This is a genomic window from Microbacterium terregens (assembly GCF_039534975.1).
GTDB classification, from domain to species: Bacteria; Actinomycetota; Actinomycetes; order Actinomycetales; family Microbacteriaceae; genus Microbacterium; species Microbacterium terregens.
This window is the reverse complement of sequence record NZ_BAAAWH010000001.1, coordinates 1,073,238-1,085,885: the sequence shown is the minus strand read 5'-3', so window position 1 is coordinate 1,085,885 and position 12,648 is coordinate 1,073,238. Positions and strand designations below refer to the sequence as shown.

9 protein-coding genes are annotated in these 12,648 nt (G+C 68.1%); 5 read left to right on the top strand and 4 right to left on the bottom strand.

Annotated features, from left to right (window positions below):
• Nucleotides 1-13: 13 nt before the first annotated feature.
• Nucleotides 14-619: a recombinase family protein gene (locus tag ABD655_RS04870; protein WP_344712044.1), complete on the bottom strand. Its 606-nt coding sequence runs from the start codon at nt 617-619 to the stop codon at nt 14-16.
• Nucleotides 620-1,325: 706 nt separating this feature from the next.
• Between ABD655_RS04870 and ABD655_RS04865 the strand changes: the two genes are divergently transcribed.
• The 4 genes from ABD655_RS04865 to ABD655_RS04850 all read left to right on the top strand — a co-directional run bounded on the left by ABD655_RS04865 (nt 1,326) and on the right by ABD655_RS04850 (nt 8,004).
• On the top strand, nt 1,326-1,856 hold the full coding sequence (locus ABD655_RS04865) for a hypothetical protein (protein WP_344712042.1): 531 nt from the start codon (nt 1,326-1,328) through the stop codon (nt 1,854-1,856).
• A 303-nt stretch (nt 1,857-2,159) separates the two neighbouring features.
• Nucleotides 2,160-2,714 carry a hypothetical protein gene (locus ABD655_RS04860; RefSeq protein ID WP_344712040.1) on the top strand — a complete coding sequence of 185 codons (555 nt, stop codon included), beginning with the start codon at nt 2,160-2,162 and terminating at the stop codon, nt 2,712-2,714.
• An 8-nt stretch (nt 2,715-2,722) separates the two neighbouring features.
• Nucleotides 2,723-6,655, top strand: a complete 3,933-nt coding sequence (locus ABD655_RS04855) for a Pls/PosA family non-ribosomal peptide synthetase (protein WP_344712038.1) — start codon at nt 2,723-2,725, stop codon at nt 6,653-6,655.
• Nucleotides 6,652-8,004 carry a M1 family metallopeptidase gene (locus ABD655_RS04850; RefSeq protein ID WP_344712036.1) on the top strand — a complete coding sequence of 451 codons (1,353 nt, stop codon included), beginning with the start codon at nt 6,652-6,654 and terminating at the stop codon, nt 8,002-8,004. Before ABD655_RS04855 ends, ABD655_RS04850 begins: the two co-directional genes overlap by 4 nt.
• On the opposite strand, the gene ABD655_RS04845 is transcribed toward ABD655_RS04850, so the two are convergent.
• The 3 genes from ABD655_RS04845 to ABD655_RS04835 form a co-directional block, all read right to left on the bottom strand.
• A complete protein-coding gene (locus ABD655_RS04845; protein WP_344712034.1) occupies nt 7,964-8,635 on the bottom strand; it encodes a hypothetical protein in 672 nt (223 codons plus the stop codon). The two genes, ABD655_RS04850 and ABD655_RS04845, sit on opposite strands and share 41 nt — an antisense overlap.
• 58 nt (nt 8,636-8,693) lie before the next feature.
• Nucleotides 8,694-9,296, bottom strand: coding sequence for a GNAT family N-acetyltransferase (locus tag ABD655_RS04840; protein ID WP_344712033.1), 603 nt, complete (start codon nt 9,294-9,296; stop codon nt 8,694-8,696).
• 128 nt (nt 9,297-9,424) lie between these two features.
• Nucleotides 9,425-11,941, bottom strand: coding sequence for an MMPL family transporter (locus ABD655_RS04835; RefSeq protein WP_344712031.1), 2,517 nt, complete (start codon nt 11,939-11,941; stop codon nt 9,425-9,427).
• 115 nt (nt 11,942-12,056) lie between these two features.
• On the opposite strand from ABD655_RS04835, the gene ABD655_RS04830 reads away from it, so the two are divergent.
• The gene (locus tag ABD655_RS04830; protein ID WP_344712028.1) at nt 12,057-12,629 is read left to right on the top strand and encodes a TetR/AcrR family transcriptional regulator; all 573 of its coding nucleotides are present in this window, start codon (nt 12,057-12,059) and stop codon (nt 12,627-12,629) included.
• Nucleotides 12,630-12,648: the final 19 nt, after the last annotated feature.

Sequence of the window (12,648 nt, the reverse complement as noted above, 5' to 3'; positions counted from 1 at the left end):
CCCGGTCGTAGCGTCACCCGGCTAGGTCCTGGCCGCTGCTTGCAGTGCGGTTCTGTCGCTCGATGGTCCTGTAGATCGTGGAGCGGGCGACGTTGAACAGTTCGGCGAGCTCGGTCGTTGAGTGAGTGCCAGCGCTGTGCAGCTCCATCATGTGACGTTGCTGAGGCAGGGACAGTTTCGGCTGCTTCCCGCGAAGCCGCCCCTTGGCCTTTGCCACCTGCATGCCCTCGCGGGTTCGAGCTCGGATCAGATCGGACTCGAATTCGGCGACCATCGCGAGGACGTTGAAGAGCAGTCTGCCCACCGGATCGAGTGGATCGTGCACCGAGCCGCCGATGCTGAGTTTGACGTGCTTGGCCGTCAGTTCGTCGACGATGTCTTTGGCGTCGCGAAGCGAACGAGCCAGCCGATCCAGCTTTGCGACCACGAGCGTGTCGCCGTTTCGGCAGGCAGCCAGTGCTTCTCGAAGGCCGGGTCGTGACCGGTTGGTGCCGGTGAGCCCATGGTCGGTGAAGATGTAGGCGGGGTCCACCCCCAGGCGTTCGAGGGCGATTCGTTGGGCGGTCAGATCTTGTTCATATGTGGAGACGCGAGCGTATCCGATCAGTAGTTCATTCATGCCCGAAGACTTCTCCGGCGTAACCAGACGGGATAGAGGCGGCTCAACCTAGCGCACGTGCCGACTGACCAGAGGTGAGTCACAATAGACCATCTCCGCCCGTGCGGCAGAGAGAAGCAGAGGCTCGGTCGCGTGACGAATTGGCTGCGCGCACCTGCCTGGATGTGGCACGCTTTCGGATGGGCCGTGATGGTCAGCATCCAGGTCGACGTCGTCGATCTGGACCACCGCCGGAGGCTCCGACTCACGTTTGCGTGGTATCCAAACTTGCCCACATTTTGCCCACACTTTCGCGAAAACGACCCCCAATCGACGTGATCGAGGAGCATCGACGAAGCACCGTGGGCCGCGGAATTACGCGTTTTTTGCTCGTTTTGGTCGGTCGTCGTTAACGCCCCGCTTCAGTTCGACTCCCGCCGTCGCGTCCACTTCCGAAGGGCCGCGATCCCAGTATTCACAGGGGATCGCGGATGCTGTTGCCCGGCCGTGTGCTGAAGATCCGTCGGTGAACATCGACGACGACCCGGTGAGGGTTGCATCCCGGTTCACCCCGTCTTGGACCGGCTTGCGGACGAACAAGGTCCGGCTTCCGCCGGCGACGTATGTTGGTGGGATGCGCGGCATTCCCATAGATGAACGTGACTCAGCGTGGGAACGCGACGACGCCCGATACCGCTTGTACATCTTTGAAGGTCCTGGCAACGCCGTGACCACGATCGACATCGTTGAGGCGACGGTGGAGCAGGCGTTGGAGTCCGCGCTGGCGATGTCCAATGGTGATGAGCACCTGTGGTCGCTCGCTCTCGTCGAAACCGACGCCCGAGGCCTGCGCGGACTGATCTGGTTGTCGGGCATGGACTACAACGACCCGCCCACCACACCATGGGAGTGGCAGCGGCGGCGGCAGATGCAGGACCGGTATCTCATTGCGAAGAGTCGGCGCGACGTGGCAACCGTCCTTCCGAACGGGTTGCGCCTCATCCGGGTGTTCCCTGAGTGGGTCAGCGGGTGGCCGTTGTGGGAGAACTTCACCGCCGAGTACCGGCTCACCGGGCCGAGCCTCGGATTGACACCCGAGCTCAGCGATGCACTGTTCAACTGGAATGAGGCGTGGCTGGCGCGACAAGAAGATGACCCGCTCCCCGCCGGATGGGAAGACGAGGGACATCGCCTCGTCGTCCGACTCCGCAGCGCGTTGGACGGAATCGCTGAGGTGCGTCCAGAGTTCCTCCGGTAACCCGGGGACGCCCCTCGATGGCTCTCGATCGATTCGTAGGAACGGCATGCGGGCTCGCCTGACCGCACACGAAGCGCTCATGCGGGATGACCCGGAAGAGTCTGATGACGCAGGACGTGGAGGTCATGCGTTCGAGCCCCGCCGAATACGGGGCGGTCGCGGCCACTTCCGAAAAGCCGTGATCCCCCGTGGAGTCAGCGGCCGGGATGGCCGTTCCCACCGCGTTGTCGCCCCTGTACCCTGAATCCCCGCAGGGGCAGCCGTTCGCGCGTGCTCCGCTTCCAGCGAGTGAGAAGGTTCACGATGGCAAAGACCACGAAGTCGGCAAGGGCGGCCGCAGCCGCGGTGGACGCAGCCGCCGCCGCCGCCAAGGATGCCAAACGACTGAGCAAGACGCTTCCGAAGAAGGATGCGAAGAAGCTGCGATCCGTGGCCGATGAGGCGAAGGAAGCCTCTCAGGCATCGAAGAAGAAGATCGCGCGTCATCCTCGCAAGGTCGAGAAGAAGGCCATCGCCGCGATCGACCGTGTCGAGAAAGCCGCGGGCAAGGCCGAACGAAGGCTGGCCGGAGCGAAGATGTCGGCAGGCAAGAAGGCCGGCGCGACGACGAAGACGGGCACCGAGAAGCCGAAGGGCACGGTGATCGCCCAGGACGAATCGCTGTACGCGGTCATCGAGACAAGCCCCCGTGAGCCCGCCGCCATGGACTCCCTCCCCGCGCCGACCACGAGCACGGGCGCAACGGAGGAGCTCTCTTCGCTGACTGTGCTGGAATTGCGCGGTCGTGCCCGTGACGCCGGACACGCCGGCTTCTCTCGGTACACCAAGGCGCAGCTGCTGGCGCTGCTGTCATCCTGATCCCGTCGATGCAGGAGTATCTCGATCGGTCGTCCGCGGCGCCCGCGCCGCGAACGCTGATCGACATCCTGCGCGAGACGAGCGCTCGGTATCCGCAGTCATCGGCGCTGGAGGACGCAGACGGCGCGCTGAGCTACGCCGAGCTCGTTGCTCTCGTGGGGCGAACAGCTGAGCGGTTGCACGCGCAGGGCGTGCGCCGCGGTGACCGCGTCGGCGTGCAGATGCCCTCCGGCGGCCGGCAGCTCTATGTGGCGATCCTCGCGATCATGACCGCGGGGGCGGCATACGTGCCGGTTGACGCCGATGACCCCTACGAGCGTGCGGAGCTGGTGTTCGGCGAGGCTGAGGTGCGGGGCATCATCCGTGGTTCCGGGGTCTTTCAGGCAGCTGATCCTCGAGCGGCACCCCGCGCTTCGAAGGACCTGTTCATCGGAGACGACCCCCATCCGAGTTCGCGCGCGATCCCCAGTGTTCTCCGGCCCACGGTGAACGACGACGCGTGGGTCATCTTCACCTCCGGGTCGACCGGCGTTCCCAAGGGGGTCGCCGTCACCCACCGGTCGGCCGCTGCTTTCGTCGACGCCGAAGCGCGTCTGTTCCTGCAGGCCGGACCGCTCGGGCCGGGTGATCGCGTCCTTGCCGGCCTGTCCGTGGCCTTCGATGCGTCCTGCGAGGAGATGTGGCTCGCGTGGAGGCACGGCGCATGTCTGGTTCCCGCCCCGCGCGCGCTCGTGCGATCAGGCGAGGATCTCGGTCCGTGGCTCGTCGGACACGGCATCACCGTGGTCTCGACCGTCCCCACGCTCGCCGCGCTCTGGCCCCAGGACGCGATCGAGAACGTCCGCCTGCTGATCTTCGGGGGCGAGGCGTGCCCGCCCGAACTGGTCACCCGCCTCGTCGCGGACGGTCGCGAGGTGTGGAACACCTACGGGCCCACCGAAGCGACCGTCGTCGCGTGCGCCGCCCTGCTGGACGGGCGGGGCCCGGTGCGGATCGGACTGCCGCTGGACGGCTGGGCGCTCGCGGTCGTCGATTCGACCGGCACTCCGGTTCAGGATGGCGAGGTGGGGGAACTCATCATCGGCGGCGTGGGCCTGGCGCGCTATCTCGACCCCGTGAAGGATGCCGAGAAGTACGCGGCGATGCCGAGCATCGGGTGGGACCGCGCGTATCGCTCCGGCGACCTGGTGCGCCTGGAGCGCGCCGGCCTGATCTTCCACGGCCGCGTCGATGACCAGGTCAAGGTCGGCGGCCGGCGCATCGAACTCGGCGAAGTCGAGTCCGCCCTGCAGGCTCTCGCGGCCGTCTCGGCGGCGACCGTGGTCGTTCAGCGGTCGGAAGGAGGCGTGCCCCTCCTGGTCGGCTACGTGGTTCCGGCCGACGGGTTCGACAGGCAGACCGCTCGTGCGGAGCTGGCGCACACGCTGCCTGCGCCGCTCATCCCCCTTCTGGCCGTGGTCGACGACCTGCCTGTCCGCACATCGGGCAAGGTGGACAAGGCCGCCCTGCCGTGGCCGTTGACGGACACCGATACCGCGGACTCGTCACTCTCGGGCACCACCGCGTGGCTGGCCGAGCAGTGGCTGGCGGTGCTCGGCATCCGTCCTGCAGATGAGGATGCCGACTTCTTCCAGCTCGGCGGAGGCTCACTCGCCGCGGCGCAGCTCGTCTCGCGCATCCGCACGCGGGCCCCCGAATTCACGATGACCGACGTTTACGACCTCCCGCGACTGCGGCGCATGGCGGACGCCGTCGAAGCGGAAGCGTCGGAGCTCGATGACGTGCCGAACACGTTCAGCGTCGCGCGTCCGACCCCGCGGATCATGCAGTGGGTGCAGACCCTGGCGAGCGTGCCGCTGTTCATCCTCGCCGGATTGCGGTGGACCGCGTGGCTGCTCACCGCGAGCTGGATCCTGCGGCTGTTCCCCGGGTTCGACTTCCTCCCCGCGGCACCGCTGTGGCTCATTCTGCTCGGGCTCATCCTGTTCGTCACCCCGTTCGGGCGCATGGCGATGTCTGCCGCGCTCGCCCGGCTGCTGCTGGGCGGAGTGAAGCCCGGCGACTATCCGCGGGGCGGTGGGGTGCATCTGCGACTGTGGCTGGCCGAGCAGGTCGCGCATCAGGTCGACCCGGTCGGGCTTGCCGGAGCCCCGTGGGTGAGCTACTACGCCCGCGCACTCGGCGCAAAGCTCGGCACGAATGTGGACCTGCACTCGCTGCCCCCGGTCACCGGCATGCTCGAGATATCCGAGGGTGCCGCGATCGAACCGGAGGTCGACCTGTCGGGCTATTGGATCGACGGCGACACCGTCCGGATCGGCGGCATCAGCATCGGCGCGGGCGCGACGATCGGCACCCGCAGCACGCTCGCACCGGGAACGAGGATCGGTCGCGGCGCTGAGATCGCCCCCGGCTCCGCCGTGTTCGGCCGGGTGCGCGCCGGTCAGCGTTGGGCCGGCTCCCCCGCTGTCCGGATCGGCGGAACCTCCAGCCCACTCGCCCCCGAGCGCCCGCCGGCACCCAAGCGCTGGCTGTGGGCGTACGGCGCCTCCTCCGCCGTGCTCGGGCTGCTTCCGTTCCTTGCGATCGCGGCCGGCGGCGCACTCCTGGCCTCGGGAATCCGAGGCCAGGAGTCGATCACGGATGCCGTTCCGCCTGCGCTGCTCTGGCTGGTCCCCTCGACGATCGTCGTGGGCGTGACGTTCGCCGCGTCGGTCGTCCTGCTCGTGCGCCTGCTGTCGATCGGTCTGGTCGAGGGAGTGCATCCGGTGCGCGGCCGGATCGCCTGGCAGGCGTGGACGACGGAGCGACTGCTCGACTCGGCACGGACGATCCTGTTCCCGATCTACTCGAGTCTGTTCACGCCGGTCTGGCTGCGCATGCTCGGCGCGGAGGTCGGACGCGATGTCGAGGCATCCACCGTCCTTCTCATTCCCTCGCTCACCACGATCGACGACGGCGCCTTCCTCGCCGACGACACGATGGTCGCCACGTACGAACTGAAGGGCGGTTGGATGCAGCTCGGACCAGCCCGGATCGGAAAACGCGCCTTTCTCGGTAACTCCGGAATGGCGGGCGCCGGTCACAGAGTCCCCCGCGATGGTCTGGTGGCGGTGCTGTCCGTGGCCCCGGAGAAGTCGAAGCCGGGCTCGTCCTGGCTCGGGTCGCCCGCCGTGCGGCTTCGGCGTGTTGTGAACGAGGCCGACCTCGAACGCACGTACCGGCCGCGCCGGTCCTTGCGGTTCGCCCGTGCGCTGTGGGAGATCTGCCGGGTGATCCCGGTGTTCATCACGTGCGCAATCGCGCTCGCGGTCTTGTTCGCGCTCGGGTGGATGATCCAGGCGTGGAGCCTCGCGGGCGCCATCCTCACATCCGGCGTCGTGCTCCTGGCGGCCGGAGCGATCGCGGCGCTGATCACGACAGCGGCGAAGTGGCTCTTCGTCGGTCCGATCCGCGCGGGCGAGCACCCGCTGTGGTCGAGCTTCGTCTGGAGGACGGAGGTGGCCGACACGTTCACCGAGATGGTCGCGGCGCCGTGGTTCGCGAACGCGGCCGCCGGGACTCCGGCGCTGGCGATGTGGCTGCGCTCGCTCGGCGCGAAAGTCGGTCGCGGCGTCTGGACCGACAGCTATTGGCTGCCCGAGCCCGACCTGGTCACGCTGGGCGACGGCGCAACGGTGAATCGAGGATGCGTGGTTCAGACGCATCTGTTCCATGATCGAGTGATGAGCATCGACACCGTCACCCTGGAAGCCGGCGCGACGCTCGGTCCGCACAGCGTGATCCTTCCCGCCGCACGCATCGGCGCGAACGCGACCGTCGGTCCCGCGTCGCTGGTCATGCGAGGTGAATCCGTTCCGGTCGGCAGCAGATGGAGCGGCAATCCGATCGGTCCCTGGCGTGCGGTGAAAGTGCGGGCGTACCAGGCTGCGGACGCATGAGGACCGACCCGTACATTCCGCAGAGCGGTGATCCCGGCATCCAGGTGGATCACTACGCGCTCACGTTGGACTACCGGGTCAGCACGAACCGCATGAGCGGAACCGCGGTGATCCGGGGCCGTGCGGTCAGTGCGACCAAGACCCTGTCCTTCGACCTGATCGGTCTCCGCGCGTCCAAAGTCACCGGGATCGGATCGCGCGTCGCCTCCTTTCGCCAGAGCGATCGGAAGCTCCGCATCACGCTCGCCGCGCCGCTGGCTGCCGGGGGCGGGTTCGAAGTCGCGGTCGCATACGCGGGCTCCCCGCGACCGCGCCGCTCTCGGTGGGGAACGATCGGCTGGGAGGAGCTCGAGGACGGGGTCATCGTCGCGTCGCAGCCCACGGGTGCGCCGAGCTGGTTTCCGTGCAACGACGTGCCCTCCGACAAGGCGACCTCGCATGTGTCGCTGACCGTCGAACAGCCGTACACGGTTGTCGCGAGCGGGCTGCGCACCGGGCGCAGTTCCCGCGGCGGAAAGACGACGTGGGTCTTCGAGCAGGCCGTCCCCACCCCGACCTATCTGATGACCGTGCACGTCGGACGCTGTGTCGAGGAGACGATTTCGCTGGGCGGAACCGTCGGGCGATTGTTCTTCCCCGCTCCGCTGGCCGCACGTGTTCATGCGGACTTCGCCGACCTGCCGCGCATGCTCGAGCTGTTCGTCGAGCTCTACGGCCCGTATCCCCTCGACGAGTACGCGGTCCTCGTCACCGCCGACGATTTGGAGATCCCCCTCGAGGCGCAGGGCATCGGCGTCTTCGGCGCGAACCACATCGACGGTTCGAGCTCGCTCGAGCGTCTGGTCGCGCACGAACTCGCACACCAGTGGTTCGGCAACAGCGTGGGCGTCTCGAAGTGGCGGGACATCTGGCTGAACGAGGGATTCGCCTGCTATTCCGAGTGGCTCTGGTCCGAGCATTCGGGCGGAGTCACGGCCCACCAGAAGGCGCTGACACACCACGCGCGTCTGGCGGCACTGGAGCAGGATCTCATCCTGAGCGATCCGGGTCCCGACCTCATGTTCGATGACCGTGTGTACAAGCGCGGCGCACTCACCCTCCACGCGCTGCGCCTCACCGTCGGCGATGCCCCGTTCTTCCGGCTCCTGAAGTCGTGGTGCCGGATGTACCGCGCGTCCACCGCGACCACGGCGGATTTCGTCGCGCTGGCCGAGGACGTCTGTCACGTGCCCGTCGCGCGCCTCATGCACGCGTGGCTCGACCTCGCGCCCCTCCCCGACCTTCCCCGGACCGACGCGCGGGGCGGGTTCAGGACGAGCGTCCCGCCGCCGGAATCATCGCTGCGCTGAGGACGAACCCACGGGGTCCGGCAACGACGGCGGCTTCGACGCTCTCGGCGCGGCCCGGGATCCAGACGGGGCGCGAGGCAGGCAGTCGACCGGTCCCGCTGACACCGACCCGGATTTCGGCGAGGTCGACCGCGAGGCCACGGCCGTCCGCCTTGAGGGCGGCTTCGAGGAGGGTCCACTCCGTCACGTCGGGGGCGGGAGCCGGTGCGAACAGCGCCCCGAGATCGTGCAGGCGCGCTCCCGCCCCGTCGCTCGGCTCTCGTTCGATGTCGACTCCGACCTCGGCGGCGTCGCTGTGCGGCGCCGCGGCCACCGCCACGACGCTGCCCGCGTAGCTGAGGCTCACGGCGATGGGGGCACTCTCCAACCGCGGCCGTGCGTGGTCCGCTCCGCATCGTTCGCACGTCGTGGTGAATCCCAGGTCGGCGACGTCGGTCATCTCGTCGATCAAGTGGAGGAGGAGCCAACGCCCACCAAGAAATCGCTGCGCCGCCGTGCCGCGCAATCGTTCGTAGCGGCGCATCTGTGGCGCGCCGAGCCGGTCGAGCACTCCGGGACAGGGCAGCACGCCCGCGGCCGTGTCCAGCCACACGATGCGTACCGGACCCGCGTCCGCTCGCCCCCCTGCCATTGCCCCACGATACGTGGGATCCGGGATGGCCACCCCCGTCGCGCCCGCGAGCCGGATGTCAGCTGCGGGCCGGCGGAACAGTCCTGCGCATCACGGTCTTGCTCTTGCCGATGTGACGCTCGAACGTGAATCCCGCCTTCTCGAACATGGCCCGCGTCCCGTTGTGCAGAAAAGACGACGACGTCCGCTTTCCCGGCGCGAGTTCGTTGGGGAACGAGACCACCTCGCCCCCGCCGGCCTGCGCGATCAGCTCGAGCGCGCCATCCAGAGCCTCGCGTGCCACCCCCGATCGCCGGTGGTCGCGGTCCACGAAGAAGCACGTGATGCGCCACGGCGCCGGATTGGTCTCGCCCGCGTCGTACTGCTTGCGATGGTAGATACCGGGCAGTTCGGCCGGACTGCCGTATTCGCACCACGCGATCGCGTCGTCACCGTCGAAGACCAATGCCGCATGCGCAACGCCCTCCGCCACGAGTCGCTGCTTGAACGTCGGCCCGTCGTACTCGCTCTTGACCGTCTGCTCGGTGTCCCCGTGGAAATACGAGCAGTAGCACCCGCCCCAGACCCCGTTGTGCTTCTGCGCGAGCGCCAGCCACGCCGGGAAGGTCTCGGGAGTGAGCGGCCTGATCACGTGCGCCGTCGCGACGCTCACATCGGCCATGGCAGACTCCTCCGATCAGTGCCACCAGTCTGCCCACTGGCTTGGAGTCTCGACAAGGCGTCGCCCGGCCACGCGTGCGGATGCCGTCGCCCAGGGAGCGGCGCAGACCAGGCGCGCTTCAGCCGAGGTCAGAGGGCGTGGTGCACCGGGTGGCGACGCTCCAGCGCTGAGCCCTCGACGTCCACATTGGGGATGACGCGGCTCAGCCATTTCGGCAGCCACCAGGCCGATTCGCCGAGCAGGTGCATGAGTGCCGGGATCAGCAGCATCCGCACGATGAACGCGTCGAACAGCACACCGAGGGCGAGACCCAGACCCATCGATTTGATGATCACCGACTCCGACGTGATGAAGCCGGAGAAGACCGCGATCATGATGAGCGCTGCGGCGACGACGACCGTGCGGCCGGCGCGGTAACCCTGCGCGACGGCAAGCCTCGCGGGTGCGCCGTGGGCCCATGCCTCCCGCATCCCGGTGGTCAGGAACAGCTGATAGTCCATGGCCAGGCCGAACAGGATGCCCACCAGGATCACCGGCAGGAAGCTCAGGATCGGGCCGGGGTTGTGCACGCCCAGCAGATCGCCGAGCCAGCCCCACTGGAAGACGGCGGTGATCGCACCATAGGTCGCCAGCAGCGACAGGACGAACCCGGCTGTGGCGATCAGCGGCACCAGCAGCGAGCGGAAGACCATGACCATGATGAGGAACGAGAGGCCGACCACGACGAGCAGGTAGAGCGGCAGCACGTCCGCGAGCCCCTCGGAGATGTCGATGTTGATGGCAGCCTGGCCCGCCACGCCGAGCGTGATGTCATCGGCGACGGGCGGCAATTCGCGAAGTTCCCGAACCAGCGTTTCGGTCGAGGTGCTGTTCGGGCCCTCGGCGGGGACGATCTGGAACGCGGCGAGGCTGTTGTCGTCTGAGACGGCGATCGGCGCGACGGCGACGACGTCATCCATGCCGGCCAGTTCGCGGGCGACCAGAAGCTGATCGTGAAGCACCTCATCGTCGTCGAGTCCCTCCGGAAGGGAGGCGGTGATCAGCAGGGGCCCGTTGACTCCGGCGCCGAACGAGTCCTCGGTGAGCGTGAACGCCTGGTAGGCGGTGGAGTCGGCGGACTCGGAGCCGCCGTCGGGGAGCCCGAGGCGCATCGACATCGCGGGCACCGCGACGACCAGCAGCGCGACGATCGCGACGATGACGGTGAGGATGGCGCGCAGCGTAGACATCGGCGCGATCGCGCGGCTGCGCACCCGCGGAGTCGCGGAATCGCTCATCGCGGCCGCGGTGGCCGCGCGAGCGCGGGCGCGCTTGCCGAGCACGCGACTCTTCGCGAGCCCGAGCAGCGCAGGCGTCAGCGAGACCGCGATCAGCACGGCGACGGCCACGCTGATGGCGCCTGCTGTTCCCATGAGCCCCAGGAACGGGATGCCGGTGATGTTGAGGGCGAGCAGCGCAACGATCACCGTCGTCCCGGCGAACACCACGGCATTGCCGGCGGTGCCGTTGGCCAGGCCGATGGATTCGACCACGTCGGCGCCCTGCAGGAGCTGCTTGCGGTGCCGGTAGAGCACGAAGAGCGAGTAGTCAATGCCGACGGCCAGGCCCAGCATCACACCGAGGATCGGCGTGACCGAGGCCATCTGCACGACGCCCGAGAACGCGAGCGTGGCCATGGCGCCGATGGCGACGCCGACCAGCGCCGTGATGATCGGGAACGCGGCCGCCAGCAGAGAGCCGAGCACGACGATCAGCACGACCGCCGCCAGGGCGACACCGATCACCTCCCCGACTCCGAGGATCTGAGGGACGCCCTGCGAGATGTCGCTGGAGAAGGCGACTCCGACGCCGTCGACCGGTTTCGCCTCGAAATGCTCGATGACCGCATCCTTCGAAGCCTGAGGCAGTTCAAGGCGCGGCTCGGTGAACTGGACGTTGACGATGGCGGTGGCGCCATCCTCGGACACCACCCGGATGCCGTCGGCGAACGAGATCAGCTCGGCGCCCTGTTCGAGCGTGGCTTCGTTCTCCTCGATCGTCGCCACACCGTCCGCGAGCGTCTGCTGCTGGGTGTCCAACTCAGTTCGCTGAGCGTCCAGGATCGCGCGCTGCGCGTCCAGCTCGGTCGTCGGGAAACCCGCGGCCTCAGCCTGCGCGCGCCCCTGATCCAGCTGCGTCTGCGCGGCATCCAGCTGGGCGGTCCCGGCATCCAGCTGAGCCTGCCCGGTCTCCGCCTGCGTGCGGGCGTCGGCGATCTTCGTGCGGCCGTCCTCGATCTGCTGACGCTGATCGGCCAGCTGCTGCTGCGTCACGAACGGGTCGATCACGTCGGCGACGTCGGGCAGATCGCGTCCCGATTCGGCGAGCGCGGTGATCTCGGCCTGCTGCTCGGCGCTGAGCGCCGAGCCGTCGGTGGTGTGGAAGACGACTGTTCCGGACGCACCGCTGAAGTCGGGCAGCTCGTCCTGGAGTTCGGCGATGACGTCGCCGGAGGCGGTGCCCGGGATGTCGAAGCTCGAGCTCAGTCCCTTGAATCCGATCAGGAATCCGCCGACCGTGATCCCGAGGATCACGACCCACGCGATGATGACCGCCCACGCGCGGCGTGCCGCGAACGTCCCCAACCGGTGCAGCAGCTCGGCCACGACTCTCCCTCAGCTCGGCGAGGGTGCACCCCGATGACGAGGAGCCCCTCGTCATCGACAAGCGTGGCTAAGATAACACGCACCGTCTCGTCTTATCTGAAGGGATGCCCGGCCGATGTCGTTGCCCCGAAGTGGACCTGTCCGCAGTGAACTCGCGCGGCTGGCGATCCTGCGCGCGACCGTCGCTCTGCTCACCGAACGCGGCTACGACCATCTGAGCATCGAGGGCATCGCGGCGCGTGCCGGAGTGGGCAAACAGACCATCTACCGATGGTGGCCGTCCAAGGGCGCTGTGATCGCCGAATGCCTGCTCGAGGGGATGCTGCTCACCGAACGGTTGCGTCCTCCGGACACCGGCGACATCCGCCAGGACCTGACCACCTGGCTCGACCGCGTCTTCGCACTGCTGGGCAGCGCCGAGGGTGAGGGCATGCTGCGTTCGCTGATCGCCGCAGCCGCCGAGCACGCCGAGGTCGGTCTCCGGTTGCGTGACAGCCTGTCGGGATCGGACTCGATCTCAGGCCGCCTGAAGCGGGCGGTCGGCACGGTGCCCAACCTTCCCGAAGGCGCTCCCGTCGACGAGGTCGCCGACGCCCTCATCGGCGCCGTGATACTGCGCGCGCTCAGTCGCACCGCCATCGAGCCCGGAGACGTGGACCGACTGCTCGAGGCCGTGCTCGGTCGCTGACGACACGCTCGGCGGCCGG

Bases quoted from the DNA above. Each gene is read 5' to 3' on its own strand.
- ABD655_RS04855 (WP_344712038.1), top strand. From the start codon at position 2,723: ATGCAGGAGTATCTCGATCGGTCGTCCGCGGCGCCCGCGCCGCGAACG.
- ABD655_RS04850 (WP_344712036.1), top strand. From the start codon at position 6,652: ATGAGGACCGACCCGTACATTCCGCAGAGCGGTGATCCCGGCATCCAG.
- ABD655_RS04860 (WP_344712040.1), top strand. From the start codon at position 2,160: ATGGCAAAGACCACGAAGTCGGCAAGGGCGGCCGCAGCCGCGGTGGAC.
- ABD655_RS04830 (WP_344712028.1), top strand. From the start codon at position 12,057: ATGTCGTTGCCCCGAAGTGGACCTGTCCGCAGTGAACTCGCGCGGCTG.
- ABD655_RS04870 (WP_344712044.1), bottom strand. From the start codon at position 619: ATGAATGAACTACTGATCGGATACGCTCGCGTCTCCACATATGAACAA.
- ABD655_RS04845 (WP_344712034.1), bottom strand. From the start codon at position 8,635: ATGGCAGGGGGGCGAGCGGACGCGGGTCCGGTACGCATCGTGTGGCTG.
- ABD655_RS04840 (WP_344712033.1), bottom strand. From the start codon at position 9,296: ATGGCCGATGTGAGCGTCGCGACGGCGCACGTGATCAGGCCGCTCACT.